Genomic DNA, 16875 nt, shown 5'->3' with positions numbered 1-16875 from the left:
CTGCCGCCCTCCCCGCCTGGCCGGAGAACGGAACGGCCGATGCCGCTCAGAACAGCCCAGCCTGCAGCGCAGGCGCCTCTTTCACCGGTTTCACCGGCACGGAGGACACCACGTCGGCCGCCGCCCCCTCCGCCTTCCCCAACGCCTCGAGCTGCCACCCGCCGAGCAGCCGGGTGTCGACCACGAGCCGCCGCCCGCCCCGCTCCACGAGATGCAGATCCGGCCCCGCGGCGGCGACCAGCGTCCCCATGACCACACCGCCGTCGACCAGCTCGCTGACGACGGCCCCCACGCCCCCGAGCCGCCCAACCTCTGCCGTGCCCTCTGCCCCGCCCTCTGCCCCGCTTGCTGTTCCGTTCCCTGTTCCGCCCTCGATCCCGAAGACCTCCGCGTGATCGACCACCTCGCACGGGAGCCGCTCCAGCGACTCGGGCCACCCGGCGAGCGCGACCGCGGTGGCATGCGCCGTCGCCAGCTCCGCGGCCCGCTCACCGGCCGGGGGCAGCGCCGCCCGTACGGCCCGCTTCTGCGCGTACGGAATCCGGTCCGGAACGCCGAGCGCGCTACGCAGCAGCTCCTCCGCCCGCCGCGCCGCCATGAGCGGCCCGCGCCCCAACCACGTGAACGCGACGGCCCCTTGTTCGAGCAGCCGGGCGGACCCGCGCCCGACCCCGGTGATCCCCACCTTCACCATCCCGCTCCCGAACCAGGCGAGATACACGTGGTACGGCCTCGGGTCGTCCGCCATCGTGTCCGCGGCGACGGAGTGCGCCCGGTCGATCCCGGCGCACTCGGCACACTGTGCCCGCGTCCCCCGCCCGGACAGCACCGCACCCGCCGGACACGGCGTACGCCGCCCGCCCCGCCACACCCCGAGACATCGGCGCCCGCCCACGGCCCGGAAAGCCAGCACGTCCCCGAAGGCGAGGGGACTCTCGCGCTCCCCCTTCCCCTCCCCGTACCACCCCAGCGCGGGCCCGCCCCCGACCCGCCACCGCACCCCGGTGCACCACCACGTCATGCTCAGGACGCTACTCCCGGGCACTGACATCGCCGGGGGCTGCGGTACGTTCCCGCTGCTCGGGGACGGGATCAGGGGAGGGGACGGTGGCAGCGCTGGGCTTCTTCTTCATCACGTTGCCGTGCCTCGCGATCGCCGCGCCTCCACGGGCTTCGCCGCCTGCCGGGCCCAGCGCCGGAGGGCGTTCAAGGTCCTGGCCGCCGTACCCCTGACCACCGGCCTGACCCGCGCGCTCATACCGATCGGGATCATCATCTGGTTCCTGACGCTCTAGCCGGAGCGGGAGCCCATCGGAAACCATGCAGCATGCGACCGGATGACTGGCACCTCACCGAAGACGTCGACGAGTTTCTCGCCCGAGCCGGGGACTTCCTGCGCTCACGCCCCGCTCTGCACACCACACCGCTGACAACGACCGAGAAACTGCGAACGCTCGGCACTGAGGCGTACAGGGCCGATGCCCCCGTCTTCGGCTCCCTGGAGCGAGCGGGCGAGGTCCGCGCCATCTTCTACCGCCGCACCCAGCACGGTCCCCTGAGCCTCACCCCCGTCACCCCCGCGGACGCCGACGCCCTCGCCGCCCGTCTGGCCGGCCTCGGCCTCGTCCTGCCCGTCGTGAGCGCGGCCCACGACACCGCCACCGCCTTCGCCGAGGCCTGGCAGCGGCACACGGGCGCGACGCCCACACTCGGCACACGGATCCGTCTGTACCGCCTCGGCACGCTCACCGCACCGGAACCGGTCCCGGCGGGCCGGGGCCGACGCGTGGGCGAACAGGACCGCGAGCAACTCTTCCGCTGGCACCGCGAGTTCGCCGCCGACGTCGGGGAAGACGTCACCATCGACGCCAACACGTGGGCCGACACCCGCTTCGGCGACAAGCACTACACGTTCTGGGAGACCCCGGACGGCACCCCTGTCTCCATGGCGGGCATGACCTCGCTGGTCGGCGGCATGGTCCGGGTGGACCCCGTCTACACCCCGGCCCATCTACGCGGTCGCGGCTACGCGGGCGCGGTGACGGTCGAGGTGAGCCGAGCCGCCCTGGCCGCAGGCGCCAAGGAGGTCGCGCTCTACGCAGACCCGGCCAACTCCACCAGCAACGCCCTCTACCGACGCATCGGCTACGTCCCACTCACCGAATGGGCCGTGTACGACTTCGCACGCTGACGGCGGCACGGCCGACGACCCGGCACACCGTCACGACGTGAACTGATCGGTCGCTGTCCTGGTTGCCAGACCTCGCCATGACATAACGCAAGAGGCCCCCGGATCTCTCCGGGGGCCTCTCGTCTGTGTGCACTCGGCAGGATTCGAACCTGCAACCTTCTGATCCGTAGTCAGATGCTCTATCCGTTAAGCTACGAGTGCTTGTTCTGTTTTTGTCTCGGTCCCGGCCCCTTCGGCCCGTTCTCGGCGACAGGAAGAACATTACATGACTGCCGCCGTCATGTGAAATCCGTTTGCCGCACCCCTTGTGAGCTGGGCAAACACCGTCTTGCGGGTCCGAAACGCCGAAGCCCCGGTCCATCAGGACCGGGGCTTCAGATCTTGGAGCGGAGGCGGAGGGATTTGAACCCTCGATGGGCTTTAAGGCCCAAACCGCATTAGCAGTGCGGCGCCATAGACCGGACTAGGCGACGCCTCCAGCACGACCCCCCGCGCGAGCGCGAGTGGTGCGTCCAGATGATGACACAGCATCGCGCGGTGTCACCAATCGGCCCCCACGGTACTAGGCGTCCAGGCCGAAGAGCAAAGCCCTTCTGTTCGTCCTCGTGTCCCGGGGCCCACCGCAACATCACGGGCCGCGCGGCGTTAGACGCGATGGAACCGCTCTGGACGGTGCGGTTCCTCAGTCTTCTCTTCTCACTCATTCGTGGAGCCCCTCATGTTGCTGCGCCGCATCGCCCTCACCGCCGCATCCGCCGCCGCGCTCTGCGCGGTCCCCGCCGCCGCCCACGCCGACACGGGACCGCTCGGCCTCCCCCAGTTGTTCGCCGAGCCCGCCACCCAGGACCAGCTACGGGTCACCGTCACCGACACGGGTGATGGACGGGACGGGACGTACGAGCTGGAGTGCGGGCCCTCGGGCGGTACCCATCCGGAACCCGCGAACGCGTGCGCCCGGCTCGACGAGCTCTCGGCGAACGGCCACGACCCGTTCGCGCCGCCCTCGTCGGACGCCCAGTGCACGATGCAGTACGGAGGCCCCGCGACGGCCCGCGTCACCGGAACGTGGCACGGCCGGCCCGTCGACGCGACCTACAAGAGGACCGACGGCTGTGAGATCTCGCGGTGGCAGGGTCTCGTTCCCGTGCTGCCCGCGACCGGTCGGTGAACGCGGGCGGGCCATTGTGTGGGGAACGTGCCAAGGTGGGGCGCGGCTCCGGACACCCTGTGACCAGGCATATGCCCACGCGTGCGCCGCCGTCACGCGGCCGGGTGGGGCCACGCACCCACGCATCTTCATTCCACGGGCACATCTTCCGCGTGCGACCTCCCTCTCATCCGGCGCCGCGACCGCAACCTCTGCCCGTAGACTCCCTCCCGTGACATGCCGCGAGCCACGTAGGAAGATGGCTCGCGCGGTCGGCAAGGTGCGGTAATCAGGGAGGAAGCGTCGTCGTGAGCAGCAGGCCATCCCGAGGCGCTGCTCGCCTCGCAGCCATACTCGACGCGCTCCCGGACGCGCTGGTGCTGGTCAACGCCAACGGGACCGTCGTCAACGCGAACACCATCGCCCTGGAAGCCTTCGAGACCCCGGGCACCGCTCTCGTGGGGCGCGGACTGCTCGATCTGCTGCCCGAGTTCGACTCGCGGCTCATCCCCGGATCGATGCGCAGGCCCGACACCACGGACGAGCGCGGACGCACCAAGCCGACCCGGATGATGGCCCGCCGCACCGACGGCAGCGAGTTCCCCGTCGAGGTCACTAGCGCCAACCTCGCCGACGGCCGCGACGCCGTCGACGGCTACGGCAACAGCTCGTACGGGAGCGGGAGCTACGGCAGCGGCGCCTCCGAGCTCCTGATGCTCGTCGTGCGCGACCTGTCGGGGACCGTCGACACCGAGGCCGAACTCGCGCGTTCGCAGCGCCAGACCGAGATGATCCTGCGCGCCGCCGCCGAGGGCGTCGTCGGCACCGACACCGACGGCCGGATCGTGCTCGTCAACCCGGCCGCCGCGCAGATCCTCGGCTTCCGCGCCAGCGACCTGGGCGGGCAGGAACTGCACGCGCTCGTCCTCCACTCACGCGCCGACGGCGAGCCGTTCCCGTACGAGGAGTCCCCGCTCGCCGACACCCTGCGCTCCGGACGCAAGCACCGGGTGCGCGGGCAGGTCCTGTGGTCGAAGAGCGGCGCGCAGGTGCCCGTCGACATGACGACGGCGCCCGTGCGTGACGGTGACCAACTGGTCGGCGCCGTGATGACGTTCACCGACCGGCGGCCCTACGACGAACTCGTCGTGGCGCACGCGGAGGAGATCGACCGGCGCGACAAGGAGGCGGAGCGCGCCGCCGCGGAGCACGCGGAGACGCTCGCCCGCACCGTCGAGGAGCATGAGGCGCAGACCGCGCGTACCGAAGAGGAGCACGCGGCCGAGCTCGCCACGATCACCGAACAGCACACCGAGGAACTCTCCGCCGAGAAGGACCGGATCGCCGCTCTCGCCGAGCGCGAGAAGGACCGTTACGAAGCGCTCGCGGCCCGGCACGAGCAGCTCCTCGCCGTCCTCGGCCAGTCGCTGCGCGGTCCCCTCGACGAACTGCGCGGCCAGCTCACCACCCTGGCCGCGGACGACGCGGGCCAGCTGTGGCCCGAGGCCAACCAGATCCTGCACCACCTCGCGGCCGGCTACAGCCGCATGACCACCCTCGTCGACAACGTGCTCGGCTATCAGCTCCTCGACTCCGGCGACGCGCAGCTGACCCGTACGAACGTGATGCTCGACGCGGTCGTCGCCGCGGGCGTCGACGGGGCGGTCGAGCTGATCGGGCCCGGGCGCGCGCAGTTCGCCGTGCACGCCCCGCCCATCGAGGCCGAGGTCGACGCGGCGCGCCTGGCCACCGCGCTCGCCCACCTCGTCGCGGACGTCGCAGGCATTGACGCCACCGGCAACGCGCGCGTGGGCGTCGTTCCCACGAGTGGCGTCGGCGGATACGTGGACTCGACGATCGTCGTGGCGGCGGCGCTGCGCGGCGAGAGCGTCCGTATCGAGGTACGCGGGCCCTACACGGGCGGCGACCCGGTGCACGAGCCCATCGTGCGCGGCATCGTGCGGGCACACGGCGGTGTGCTCCAGACGCACGAGGTGCCCGGGATGAGCGGCAGCGCGTACGTGCTCGAGGTGCCGATCGGGGGCGGCGCCGGGGCGGTTCCGGTAGCCGATCCGTCGGGTGTTGTCGGGGTGGCCGGTCCTGGTACGTCTGTTCCCGGTACGGCTGTCGAGATCGCTTCGGCGGCTGGTGCCGCCCGTGCGGAGGCCGGTGCCGAGGTCGTTGCGGGGCTGCCCGAGCAGGCGTCGGGTACGCGCGGCGGGCGGCGGCGGGCACGGCGCGCTTCGGGCGCGTCGGTGGACTCGTTCCTGGAGAGCGGTGTCGCGGGGGCCACGGGTGCGGTGCCGGGTGCCGACGAGGCCGGGCAAGGCGGCGGCTCGGAGGCTGCCGCTCCGACCGGGCGGCGCAGGCGGCGGGCCGAGGAGTCCGCGGCGGCGGGTGCGCCCGGGAGCGCTCAGGGTCAACTGCCGGCGCAGGCCACGCAGACTCCGGCCGGCGGGACGCCTGCCGGTGACGCGGGGGCCGGTACCGGTACGGGACGTCGGCGCGGGAGGCCCAATCCGGCCGAGGTCGCCGTTCCGGCGGGAGCCGATGCCGGTCCCGGTGCCACCGAGGGTTCCGTGATGACCGCTGCCGAACACGCGGCTGGATCCCCCGCCCTGGGTGAGACCGTGCCGCCGCAGGGTGTGCCGGCCGGGGCGTCCTCGGGGCGCCGGGCCCGGCGCAACCCCGAGCAGGCCGCGCTGCCTGCCGGTGGTTCGGGTGCATCGAGTACATCGGGTGCATCGGGGGCTTCCGATGCGTCGCAGGCCGGCCAGAACGTCCCCGCCGGGCGTCGCGCGCGCCGCGCTCTCGGCAGTGCTCCGGAGCGGGAAGCCGAGCAGGCCGGCGCCGCGCGCACCGTATTCGCGCTGCCGCCCGCGGAGGCCGACCGGACGACGCCCGAGCCGGGCACCGCCACGGAGGCCGACGCGGATACGACTACGGGTTCGGGTACGGGAACGGGTACGAGTGCTGACGGCGAGCGGCACGACGCCGCGCAGCGTCACCCCGCCGACGACCACACTCCGCCGCAGCCCCACCCTGTCCAGACGGTTCCGGGCGCGCGCGCCGCGCTGCCGCCGGAGAACGGTGCCAAGCCCCGCGCCGCGCAGCCCCTCCCCGCGGAGGCCCCGTCTGCTGACCCCAACTCGACTCAGGGCCGCGCCATAAGCGTACGAACGCTGGGGCAGGGCGTTCCCTTCGGACGTCAGATCGCCGAGCAGCAGCGCCCGCTGCGGCCGCAGTCGCCGGCCCCCGGCACGGCCCAGCCGCTGCCGAACCCGGCGGTCCCGAACCAGCAGGCGAACCCGCGGCCGAATGCGCAGGCGCCCGCACAGCCGAACCAGGCCGCTCCGGCGACGGGCAAGCAGCCCGGCCCGCAGGCGAAGCAGCCGTCCGGCGCGCAGGGCGGTCCGTCCGGCCCGAAGACCGGGCAGCAGCCTCAGTCGCCCGGCGGCAACCCGTCGCTCCAGGTCCCGCTGCCCCCTCAAGTCCCGCAGCCCGCGGCGGCCCCGCAGGAGCAGATGCAGCACACGCTCGGCGGCTCCGGCCGTCGCCGCAGGCTGTCCACCCGGCCGGATCCCGCCGGTACCCAGCCGGAGACCGCGGCCCGCCCGCACCCGCAGTCCCCGTCGCAGTCGTCGCCCACGCAGCCGAAGGCTCAGCCCCAGACGCCGTCCGGCCAGTCCCAGCCAGGTCAGCCGCAGTCGCTGCTGTCGTCGTCATCGGAGGGCCCCGGACGTTCGTACGCGATCGGCGCCCCCGACCAGGACGCCGACGAGGGACCCGAGCCGCTGGACGGGCCCGGCGGCGCCGTCGAGGTGGCGATCCGGCCCCAGCCTCAGCCGATGGACGACGAGCTGCCCCCGGAGCCGCTCGACAACCCACGCCGTCTCCTGGTCTGGCCCGCGCCCGACGCGACCACACAGCAGGCCCTGAGCGACCGCGGCTACCGACCGGTGACCGTGCACTCCCGCGAGGAGGTCGACGCTCAGATCGCGGCCTTCCCCGCCGCGCTCTTCGTCGACCCGCTGACCGGACCGATCACGCGCACCGCCCTCCAGTCGCTGCGCCAGGCCGCCGTGGCCGCCGAGGTTCCCGTCCTGGTGACGGCCGGGCTCGGACAGGCGACGCGTGAGGCCGCGTACGGGGCCGATCCCGCTGTCCTGCTGAAGGCCCTCGCGCCGCGGGACAGCGAGCAGCACCCGTCGCGCGTCCTGCTTATCGAGGAGCGCGAGGAGATCGCGCTCGCGCTCACCGCGACGCTGGAACGACGCGGGATGCAGGTCGCGCGGGCGAGTTCCGACGCGGACGCGGTGACGCTGGCCGCGCAGATGCGGCCGAACCTGGTGGTGATGGACCTGCTCCAGGTACGTCGCAGGCGCGCCGGAATCGTCGACTGGCTGCGCGCGAACGGCCAGTTGAACCGCACGCCCCTCGTCGTCTACACCGCCCCCGTCGAGGAGGCCGACCTGCCGCGCCTGGCCGCGGGCGAGACCGTCCTGTTCCTGGCGGAACGCTCGACGAGCGACGAGGTGCAGGGCCGGATCGTGGACCTGCTCGCGAAGATCGGCACCAACTGAGGAAGCCGTCACTGCGAAACCCACAACTGACAAACAGGGGCGGCCCGTTCGGACCGCCCCTGTTTCACGTGAAACCGTCGCCGAGCTCTGGGCTCGGAGCAGTGGCGTGGGCTCAGAGCCGTAGCGGCGCGGATTCAGAGCAGTCGCGCCGTGGTCTCAGAGGAGTGGTGCTGCGGGTTCAGAGCCGTCGTGCCGTGGGCTCGGAGCAGTGGCGCTGCGAGCTCAGAGCCGCGTGATGTCCAGCTCCCCGTCCGCGTACTGCTTGCGCAGCACCTTCTTGTCGAACTTGCCGACGCTCGTCTTCGGCACCGCCGTGATCACCGTCCAGCGCTCCGGGAGCTGCCACCTGGCGACCTTCTCGCCGAGGAACGCGCGCAGGATCCCGAAGTCGGCACTCGCGCCCTCCTTCAGGACCACGGTGGCGAGCGGGCGCTCGCCCCACTTCTCATCGGGGACGGCGACGACGGCCGCCTCGGCGACGTCCGGGTGGGACATCAGGGCGTTCTCGAGGTCGACGCTGCTGATCCACTCACCGCCGGACTTGATGACGTCCTTGGCGCGGTCGGTGAGGGTGAGGAAGCCGTCGGGACTGATCGTGCCGACGTCGCCCGTCTTGAGCCAGCCGTCGTCGCTGAACTTGTCGGAGGGGCGCAGCGGTTCGCTGTCCGGGCCCGAGTAGTACGCGCCGGCGATCCACGGCCCGCGGACCTCCAGCTCACCGGCCGACTCGCCGTCCCAGGCCAGCAGTTCGCCGCCCGGACCCGACAGGCGCGCCTCGACGCCGGCCGGGAACCGGCCCTGGGTGAGGCGGTACGCGAACTCCTCGTCGGTGCCGACCGCCGCGGCCGGCGGCCGGGCGACCGTGCCGAGGGGAGACGTCTCCGTCATGCCCCAGGCGTGGCAGACCCGCATGCCGAGCTCGTCGAAGGCCTTCATGAGCGAGGGCGGACAGGCCGAGCCGCCGATGGTGACCTGGCCGAGCGAACTCACCTCGCGGGGCTTCGCGGTGAGCTCCGCGAGCAGGCCCTGCCAGATGGTGGGGACGGCCGCCGCATGCGTGGGGCGCTCGCTCTCGATCATCTCGGCGAGCGGCGCGGGCTGGAGGAAGCGGTCCGGCATCAGCATGTTCACGCCGGTCATGAACGTCGCGTGGGGCAGGCCCCACGCGTTCACATGGAACTGCGGCACCACGACGAGCGAGGTGTCCTCGTCGGTCAGGCCCATGGACTGCGTCATGTTGACCTGCATGGAGTGCAGGTAGATCGAACGGTGCGAGTAGACGACGCCCTTGGGGTCGCCGGTGGTGCCGGAGGTGTAGCAGAGCGCGGCGGCCTGGCGCTCGTCGAGCTGCGGCCAGTCGTACGTCACCGGCTTTCCGGCTATGAGCTCCTCGTACTCGTGGACCTGGGGGCGCGCTCCGTCGAGGAGCGAACGGTCGCCCGGCCCGGAGACGACGATGTGCTCGACACTCGTCAGGGACGGCAGGAGCGGCGCGAGCAGCGGCAGCAGGGAGCCGTTGACGATGATCACGCGGTCGGCGGCGTGGTTGACGATCCACACCAACTGCTCTGCGGGGAGGCGCAGGTTCAGGGTGTGCAGTACGGCACCCATGGAGGGAATCGCGAAGTAGGCCTCGACGTGGTCTGCGTTGTTCCACATCAGGGTCGCGACACGGTCGTCGTCCACGATGCCGAGGTCGGCGCGCAGAGCGTGCGCGAGCTGGGCGCTGCGGTCGCCGATCTCGGCGAAGCTCCGGCGCTGCGGCCCGCTCTCACCGGTCCAGGTCGTCACCTGTGAAGTGCCGTGGATCGTCGACCCATGGGTCAGGATCCTCGAGATCAGCAGTGGTACGTCCTGCATCGTGCTCAGCACGGCGTCCTCCCGGTGGGCGCTACGGCGCAGTAATGTTCCGCCGATTCTCACCGCATACCAGTCGGTATGTCACTAGCCCTGGGAATGATCGATCAGTGAATCGTCCCGGTCAGCCCTTGGCCGGGCGCAGTTCCGGGTCCTCACGGAGCTTGCCGAGTGCCCGCGAGACCGCGCTCTTGACCGTACCGACGGACACCCCGAGCACCTCGGCCGTCTGCACCTCACTCAGGTCCTCGTAGTACCGCAGCACGACCATCGCACGCTGCCGGGCGGGCAGCTTCATGATCGCGCGCCACATCGCGTCGTGCAGGGCCTGGTGCTCGGCCGGATCGGCCTCCGCCACGGTCTCCGGCTCGGGCAGCTCGTCGCAGGCGAACTCGTCGACCTTCCGCTTACGCCACTGCGACGTACGCGTGTTCAGCAGGGCCCGGCGCACATAACCGTCGAGCGCCCGGTGGTCCTCGATGCGGTCCCACGCCACATACGTCTTGGTGAGTGCGGTCTGGAGCAGGTCCTCGGCGTCGCAGGGGTTCGCGGTCAGCGACCGGGCGGTCCGCAGCAGTACGGGCTGCCGCGCGCGTACGTATGACGCGAACGACGGGTACGACTTGTGCGGCGCGTACGGCGTCGAATGGGCGGCCGGCGCGTACGGCACCTGGTGGGAAGAGTGAGGCGTCATCGCGGCTCGCGGCGCGCTGCGCGTCGCGGCATCCGATGCACTGGAGCAGACAGGCGCCATGGTTGCGGTCATGGCTCCACGCTAGGAGCGCCCCCTACCCTCGCGGATCGGCCGCAGGTCCCGAAGCGGTCTCCGCCTCAGGTTGTAGGAGTGGTGGTATCCCCACCTCCTGAAGGTGGAGGACGCGGTACGCACCCCTGAGGGTTCGTCCCTGAGAGCCATTCCATGGGCTTCCTTCCACTCTGCCACTTCCGCGGACCGGGGCGGCTCATCGGATGCGGGCCACCGGCGCGTGCACCAGGTTCCGGTCGATGACGAGGGTCCGCCCGCCGTGCCGCTCCTTCACGTTCCCCGCGTACTGGTGGATCCTGCGCCGCGAAGTCCAGGCGGACCCCTGCAGCACGGGCTCCCGGGCCAGCCGGGGCCGCGTGTGCCAGCGCGCGAACCAGATCACCGACGGCAGATCCCGCACCCCCGCCCGCGCCGCGGCCCGCATGTGTGCCACCCCGGAGTCGGCACTGCTGTAGAACCCGGGCACGTAGCCCTTCCGGCGCACCTGCCGGTCCCAGCCCCGCACAAAGGCGAGCGTCGTGCGGGCGCACTTCTTCTGCCGGTACTTGTATGCCTCCATGTCGAGATAGAGCGGGCTGCCCGGCCGGATGCCGACGGCCCGCGCCCTGCGTACGGCGTCCCGCCCCTCCCGCACGCCCTGACTCCAGGCGTTACCGCCGATGCGGTAGGCCTTCTTGGAGCCCGCGACGACACACGGCGACTGCGAACCGACGTACACCGGCAGCACCCGCCACCCCAGCCGCTGCACCCCCTTCATCCAACGGTGCCCGAGCCGGGGCTGATGAGGACAGGCCCGCCCACGGCCCCCGTAGTACACGCCCACCGCCCCGTACTTCGACGACCGCCAGCGCCGCATGGTGTCGAGCGACGGCGCCACGCACGTGTCGAACGCCCGCCCTCGGAACATCCGCGGATCGGAGAGGGCAGGGAGCAGGGGTTCGGAGGAGGGACCGCCGACGGCGGCCGGTACCCGCGGGGCACCGCCAGCGGCGGCCGGTGCCTCCGGGACCCAGGCCGGGCCGGTGGCTCGGCCGTCGGGTGCGAGGTCTCCGAGTACGGAGCCGGGGATGGTGGCGAGGTCGGGCAGGGTGAGTCCGGCCAGGGGGTCGGGGTGGGGGTCGTACGTCGGGGACGGCTGGGGGAGGCCGGGTCCGGACCGCGCCGACGCGGGGAGAGCGGTCAGCGCCATCAGGAGCAGCACTAGACCCACGACCAGCTTCAGGCGGCGCCTACGGCGAGTGCGGTGCATAGGGCGAGTGAAGGGGGCGGGGTGCGGACCGGACCCGGGACACACCCCGCGTTCAGCCGTCCGCTCCCAGAATCAGACCCGATGTGGGGACGCCGGTCCCCGCGGTCACCAGCGCCGTGGCGGCGCCGGCTATCTGGTTCACCGCCGTGCCCCGCACCTGTCTGACCGCCTCCGCTATGCCGTTCATCCCGTGCAGGTACGCCTCACCGAGCTGCCCGCCGTGGGTGTTGAGCGGGAGCCGACGCTCCGCCACGAAGTCCGCCGCCTCACCCGGCCCGCAGAACCCGAATTCCTCCAGCTGCATCAGCACGAACGGCGTGAAGTGGTCGTAGAGGATCCCCACGTCGATCTCGCCCGGCGCCAGCCCCGCCGACCGCCACAACTGCCGTGCCACGACCCCCATTTCGGGCAGGCCCGTCATGTCGTCCCGGTAGAAACTCGTCATCTGCTCCTGGCCACGCCCCGCCCCCTGGGCCGCCGCCGTGATCACGGCGGGACGGTGTGGGAGGTCGCGGGCCCGCTCGACGCTGGTGACGACGATCGCCTGCCCGCCGTCGGTCTCCTGACAGCAGTCGAGCAGCCGCAACGGCTCCACGATCCACCGCGACGCCGCATGGTCCTCCAGCGTGATCGGCTTCCGGTGGAAGTACGCCGCCGGATTGGTGGCCGCGTACGCGCGGTCCATGACGGCGACATGACCGAACGCCTCCGGCCCCAGCCCGTACGCGTGGAGGTAGCGCTGCGCCGCCATCGCCACCCACGACGCGGGCGTGAGCAGCCCGAACGGCAGTGCCCAGCCGAGCGCCGCCCCCTCCGCCGACGGCTCCCGATGCTGCACCCCGGAGCCGAACCTCCTGCCTGAGCGCTCATTGAACGCCCGATAGCAGACGACCACTTCGGCCACCCCGGTCGCCACGGCGAGCGCGGCCTGCTGAACGGTCGCGCAGGCCGCACCTCCGCCGTAGTGGACCCGGGAGAAGAACGAGAGGTCCCCCATCCCGGCCGCCTGCGCGACGGTGATCTCCGGACTGGTGTCCATGGTGAACGTGACCATGCCGTCGACATCGGCGGGGGAGAGCCCGGCGTCGTCGAGCGCCGCGCCCACCGCCTCCACCGCGAGCTTCAGCTCACTGCGCCCGGAGTCCTTGGAGAACTCGGTCGCCCCGATCCCGACGATCGCCGCCCGCCCACCGAGACTGTCCTTCGTCCGCACACTCATGCCGGCCTCCCCGGCGGCGAGGGACGGGACGGCGTACTCGTGGGGTTCGCAGGGCTCGCGAGACTCGGGAGCGTGACCGTCACCGTCCCGGTGACGTGCGTGCCCAGCCCATTGACGCCGGTGATTCGCACCACCGCCGTGGCACCCCCGCCGCCGGACTCGCCCCCGCTCCCGTCTTCGACCTCAGTAACCGTCCCCGTCAACACCATCGTGTCCCCTGGGTAGTTGGGCGCCCCCAGCCGTATGGCGACCTTGCGCAGAACCGAGGCGGGGCCGAAGTGATCGGTGATGTAACGGCCGACGAGACCGTTCGTCGTCAGGATGTTCATGAAGATGTCGGGGGAGCCCTTCTCCTTGGCGAGCTCCGCGTCGTGGTGCACGTCCTGGTAGTCACGGGACGCGATGGCCCCGGAGACGATCAGCGTCCGGGTGACCGGGATCTCCAACGGCGCCAGCTTCGCGCCGACCCCGGCCCCGATCCCTGTCGAGGCATCCACCATCGCCACTTCCCCCTCCTCCCGGTCCCTTGCCACGCGGTCCATTCCCTCTGCCTTCACTTCCGCGCTGCCCATGTCGCCCCCGCCTCCTCCGTGCCGCCCCCCTCGCCACCGGCGATCAAGTCGCCCAGCTCCGCGAGCAGTTCACCCCCGCATCCCAGATACGCGTCGAGCTGCCTGCCCCACAGGAAATGCCGGTGCACGGGATGCTCCAGGTCGGCGCCCATGCCGCCGTGCAAATGCTGTCCGGCGTGCACGACCCGTCTACCCGCTTCCGATGCCCACCAGGCCGCGGTCAGCGCATGGCCCGCGTGCGGCAGCCCTTCGTCCCGTCGCCATGCCGCCTCGTACGCGGTGACGCGGATGGCCTCCGTGTCCATATAGGCGTCGGCCGCCCGGAGTTGAACCCCCTGCTTCGCGGCGAGCGGTCTGCCGAACTGCTCCCGCTCGTTCGTGTACTCCACGGCACGCGCCAGCGACCCCGCGCAGACCCCGGCCTGGAGCCCCGCGAACGAGGTCCGCGCCATCGCCAGGATGTCGTCGTACGCACCGGGCCCGCCGACCTTCTCCGCCGGCGCCCCGTCGAGAACCAGCCGGCCCGCCGACCAGGGCGCGGTGAGCTCGACCGCGTCGCAGCCGGCATCGGCCGTACGCACTCTCCACAGGCCCCGGTCGGCCGCCGCCACCAGAACCCAGGACGCGTCCCGGAGCCACGGAACCCAGGGCACCACCCCCGTGAGCCGCCCCGTGCCCCCGCCCGTCCCCGTCTCCCCGGCCTCCGCTCCGTCGACCCGCACCCCCGCCTGCGCGGGGAACGCCCCCGTCGCCACCTCCGTCCCGTCCCTCAGCCCCGGCAGCAACCGGTCCCGCTGCTCGGAGGTGCCATGCCGCGCCACCGCGAGCAGCCCGTACGCGCAACTGGCGGCGAACGGCACCTGCGCCGTCGTCCGGCCCTGCTCCTCCAGCATCAGCACGAGCCCGAGCAGCCCGGTCTCCTCCACCGCCCCCGGCAGCCCCGCCGAGCCGAGCGCCTTCCACAGCTCGGGGTCCGTTCCCTTGCCGGCCGCCGCGAGGTGCTCGGGGGTCGACAGGTCACCGAAGATCCGCGCGGCCAGGTCGGCTGCGGCCACCTGGTCCTGCGTAGGTGTGAAGTCCACGTCAGCCCTCCCGTCCCGCGGCGACACCCGTAGCAGCCCCCACAGCGGCACCGTCACCGCCCCGGAAGACCGGCAGCTCCAACTCCTCGTCCACCCGAAGGAATTCGAGCCGCAGCGGCATCCCTATTCGGACCTTGTCGTACGGCACCCCCACCACGTTGCTGATGATCCGGACGCCTTCGGCCAGCTCGATCAGGCCCACCGCGTACGGCGGGTCGAAGGCGGGGAAGGACGGGTGGTGCATCACCACGTACGAGAAGACGGTCCCCTCGCCGCTCGCCTCGACCGTGCTCCAGTCCTGCGAGGCGCACGCGCCGCACCCCGGCAGCCAGGGGAAGCGCAGCGTCCCGCACGCCTCGCAGCGCTGGATGAGGAGGCGGTGCTCGCGGACCCCTTCCCAGAACCCGGCGTTGTCCCGGTTGACCACCGGACGGGGCCGCCGGGCCTGCTGCTCCCGCGCCTGCCCCACCGCCAGCCCTGCCCGCGCCGCCGGGGCGTACTTGAGGATCCGGAAGCTATGTGTCCCGGCGAGCTCGCCGTCCGCCCTGACATCCATGCGCGTCGTGACGAAGTGCCCCGTGCCCAGCTTCGTCGTCTTGCGCTCGGACACCGACTCGATCACCGCGTCGAAGGTGATCGCGTCACCGGGCCGCAGCGGACGCAGATACTCCTGCTCGCAGTCGGTGGCGACGACCGAGGTGTACCCCGCGCCGTCCAGCAGCGCGAACAGCTCGTCGTGGGCGCCGCTGCGCCCCTGGTGCCCGGATAGCCCACCCATCGTCCAGGCCTGGAGCATGGTCGGCGGCGCTATGGCGTCGGGCCCCTCGTACGCGGGGTTCGTGTCGCCCATCGCCTCGCACCAGTGCCTGATCATCGGCGCGTTGACCAGGTCCCTGCCCACCCCCGCGGTGGCCGCGGGCAGCCCTTCGAAAGCCTTCAGCGCGTCGTACGTCATGTCGCCGGTCACCGCCGTCCCCTCCTCATCCCGAGCCGCATCGTCGCGACGATCTCCCGCTGCACCTCGCTCACGCCGCCCCCGAACGTGTTGATCTGCGCTGCCCTGTTCATCCGCTCCAGCTCCCCCTCCGCCGTCCCGCCCCAAGCACCACCGCCCGACCCGCCACCCGCGCCACCACCAGCCCCACCACCGAACGCCCCCGGCGACCCGGCTCGAACCAGCGCCGCGTCTCCCGCGATCTCCTGACACATTCGGTACACCTCGACCGCCGATTCGGTTCCCATGACTTTCACGCCGCTCGCGTCGCCCGGCGCGAGCCGCCCCGCCCCGACGTCCCCCACCAAACGCCAGTTGAGCAGGCGCGTTGCCGCGAGACGGGCATGTACCTCGGCCAGCCGAGACCGGACCCACGGCACGTCGATCCGGCGTTCTCCCGTCACCGGATCGGGTGAACGAACCGCTTCGAGCACCGCCGCGTAGAAGTCCTCGGCCTGCATCCCGATCGCGGCGAGCGCGACCCGCTCATGGTTGAGCTGATTGGTGATGAGACTCCAGCCCGCGTTCTCGTCCCCGACGAGATTCGAGGCGGGGACGCGGATCCCGTCGTAGTACGTGGCGGTGGTGGTCAGGCCGCCTACGGTCTCGATGGGAGTCCAGCTGAAGCCGGCGGCGTCCGTCGGCACGAGAACGATCGAGATGCCCTGGTGCTTGGCGGCTTCGGGGTCCGTACGGCAAGCCAGCCAGATCCAGTCGGCGTTCTGCGCGTTCGACGTGAAGACCTTCTGCCCGTCGATGATCCAGTCGTCGCCGTCGCGGACCGCCCGCGTCCGCAGCGAGGCCAGGTCGGTCCCCGCCGACGGCTCGCTGTACCCGATCGCGAAGACGAGCTCGCCCTTGAGGATCCGCGGCAGGAAGTACGCCTTCTGTGCCTCGGTCCCGTACTTGATCAAGGTCGGCCCGACGGTGTTCAGGGTCACCATGGAGACAGGCGCGCCCGCGCGATACGCCTCGTCGAAGAAGACGAACTGCTCGTCGGACCCCCGGCCCCGGCCTCCGTACTCGACGGGCCAGCCGAGCCCGAGGAGGCCGTCGGCACCGATGCGGCGCAGCAGGCACCGCTGGGTCGTTCGGTCGTCGTGCGCGGGCGGCCCGTCCGGCATCAGTTCCCGGAAGTAGGCGCGCAGTTCGGCGCGGAGTTCATGCTGGCGTGCGGTGGGGGCGAGGTGCACGGCGGCGGCCCTCCCGGACCTC

At 71.9% G+C, this 16875-nt stretch carries 13 protein-coding genes and 2 tRNA genes; 4 read left to right on the top strand and 11 right to left on the bottom strand.

What is annotated here, in order from left to right:
* Positions 1-46: 46 nt before the first annotated feature.
* On the bottom strand, positions 47-1021 hold the full coding sequence (locus tag OG456_RS18775) for a DUF2797 domain-containing protein (RefSeq protein ID WP_266562457.1): 975 nt from the start codon (positions 1019-1021) through the stop codon (positions 47-49).
* Positions 1022-1142: 121 nt separating this feature from the next.
* On the opposite strand from OG456_RS18775, the gene OG456_RS18770 reads away from it, so the two are divergent.
* Positions 1143-1295 (top strand): hypothetical protein, encoded by a 153-nt coding sequence (locus OG456_RS18770; RefSeq protein WP_266562455.1) that lies wholly within the window; start codon positions 1143-1145, stop codon positions 1293-1295.
* Positions 1296-1327: 32 nt separating this feature from the next.
* On the top strand, positions 1328-2191 hold the full coding sequence (locus tag OG456_RS18765; RefSeq protein ID WP_266562453.1) for a GNAT family N-acetyltransferase: 864 nt from the start codon (positions 1328-1330) through the stop codon (positions 2189-2191).
* A 128-nt stretch (positions 2192-2319) separates the two neighbouring features.
* Here OG456_RS18765 and OG456_RS18760 read toward each other — a convergent pair.
* A tRNA-Arg gene (locus OG456_RS18760) sits at positions 2320-2392 on the bottom strand.
* A 186-nt stretch (positions 2393-2578) separates the two neighbouring features.
* Positions 2579-2669 (bottom strand) — tRNA-Ser (locus tag OG456_RS18755).
* 243 nt (positions 2670-2912) lie between these two features.
* On the opposite strand from OG456_RS18755, the gene OG456_RS18750 reads away from it, so the two are divergent.
* Entirely contained in the window at positions 2913-3359 is a 447-nt protein-coding gene (locus OG456_RS18750; RefSeq protein ID WP_266569336.1) for an SSI family serine proteinase inhibitor, read from the top strand.
* A gap of 287 nt (positions 3360-3646) precedes the next feature.
* A complete protein-coding gene (locus OG456_RS18745; RefSeq protein WP_266562452.1) occupies positions 3647-7921 on the top strand; it encodes a PAS domain-containing protein in 4275 nt (1424 codons plus the stop codon).
* A gap of 222 nt (positions 7922-8143) precedes the next feature.
* Here the strand turns inward: OG456_RS18745 and OG456_RS18740 are convergent, their stop codons facing one another.
* From OG456_RS18740 to OG456_RS18705, 8 genes are all read right to left on the bottom strand, one after another.
* On the bottom strand, positions 8144-9793 hold the full coding sequence (locus tag OG456_RS18740; RefSeq protein ID WP_266562450.1) for a long-chain fatty acid--CoA ligase: 1650 nt from the start codon (positions 9791-9793) through the stop codon (positions 8144-8146).
* A gap of 109 nt (positions 9794-9902) precedes the next feature.
* Entirely contained in the window at positions 9903-10544 is a 642-nt protein-coding gene (locus OG456_RS18735; RefSeq protein ID WP_266562449.1) for a SigE family RNA polymerase sigma factor, read from the bottom strand.
* 196 nt (positions 10545-10740) lie between these two features.
* Positions 10741-11793, bottom strand: coding sequence for a glycoside hydrolase domain-containing protein (locus OG456_RS18730; protein WP_266562447.1), 1053 nt, complete (start codon positions 11791-11793; stop codon positions 10741-10743).
* Between the two features lie 52 nt (positions 11794-11845).
* The gene (locus OG456_RS18725; protein WP_266562446.1) at positions 11846-13012 is read right to left on the bottom strand and encodes a lipid-transfer protein; all 1167 of its coding nucleotides are present in this window, start codon (positions 13010-13012) and stop codon (positions 11846-11848) included.
* The gene (locus OG456_RS18720) at positions 13009-13512 is read right to left on the bottom strand and encodes a MaoC/PaaZ C-terminal domain-containing protein (protein WP_266569335.1); all 504 of its coding nucleotides are present in this window, start codon (positions 13510-13512) and stop codon (positions 13009-13011) included. The genes OG456_RS18725 and OG456_RS18720 overlap by 4 nt, the downstream gene beginning before the upstream one ends.
* A 53-nt stretch (positions 13513-13565) precedes the next feature.
* The gene (locus tag OG456_RS18715) at positions 13566-14666 is read right to left on the bottom strand and encodes an acyl-CoA dehydrogenase family protein (RefSeq protein WP_266562445.1); all 1101 of its coding nucleotides are present in this window, start codon (positions 14664-14666) and stop codon (positions 13566-13568) included.
* Between the two features lies 1 nt (position 14667).
* Positions 14668-15621, bottom strand: coding sequence for a bifunctional MaoC family dehydratase N-terminal/OB-fold nucleic acid binding domain-containing protein (locus tag OG456_RS18710; RefSeq protein WP_266569334.1), 954 nt, complete (start codon positions 15619-15621; stop codon positions 14668-14670).
* An 8-nt stretch (positions 15622-15629) separates the two neighbouring features.
* On the bottom strand, positions 15630-16853 hold the full coding sequence (locus OG456_RS18705; RefSeq protein WP_266562443.1) for an acyl-CoA dehydrogenase family protein: 1224 nt from the start codon (positions 16851-16853) through the stop codon (positions 15630-15632).
* Positions 16854-16875 lie beyond the last annotated feature (22 nt).

This window comes from Streptomyces sp. NBC_01446 (genome assembly GCF_026340095.1).
GTDB lineage: Bacteria > Actinomycetota > Actinomycetes > Streptomycetales > Streptomycetaceae > Streptomyces > Streptomyces aureus.
The sequence above is the reverse complement of the archived record's forward strand: the minus strand, read 5'-3'. Positions and strand labels throughout refer to the sequence as shown.

Excerpts from the sequence above, each read along its gene's own strand:
- OG456_RS18735 (WP_266562449.1), bottom strand. The coding sequence starts at position 10,544 with ATGACCGCAACCATGGCGCCTGTCTGCTCCAGTGCATCGGATGCCGCG.
- OG456_RS18710 (WP_266569334.1), bottom strand. The coding sequence starts at position 15,621 with ATGACGTACGACGCGCTGAAGGCTTTCGAAGGGCTGCCCGCGGCCACC.
- OG456_RS18775 (WP_266562457.1), bottom strand. The coding sequence starts at position 1,021 with ATGACGTGGTGGTGCACCGGGGTGCGGTGGCGGGTCGGGGGCGGGCCC.
- OG456_RS18725 (WP_266562446.1), bottom strand. The coding sequence starts at position 13,012 with ATGAGTGTGCGGACGAAGGACAGTCTCGGTGGGCGGGCGGCGATCGTC.
- OG456_RS18720 (WP_266569335.1), bottom strand. The coding sequence starts at position 13,512 with ATGGTGGATGCCTCGACAGGGATCGGGGCCGGGGTCGGCGCGAAGCTG.
- OG456_RS18730 (WP_266562447.1), bottom strand. The coding sequence starts at position 11,793 with ATGCACCGCACTCGCCGTAGGCGCCGCCTGAAGCTGGTCGTGGGTCTA.
- OG456_RS18765 (WP_266562453.1), top strand. The coding sequence starts at position 1,328 with ATGCGACCGGATGACTGGCACCTCACCGAAGACGTCGACGAGTTTCTC.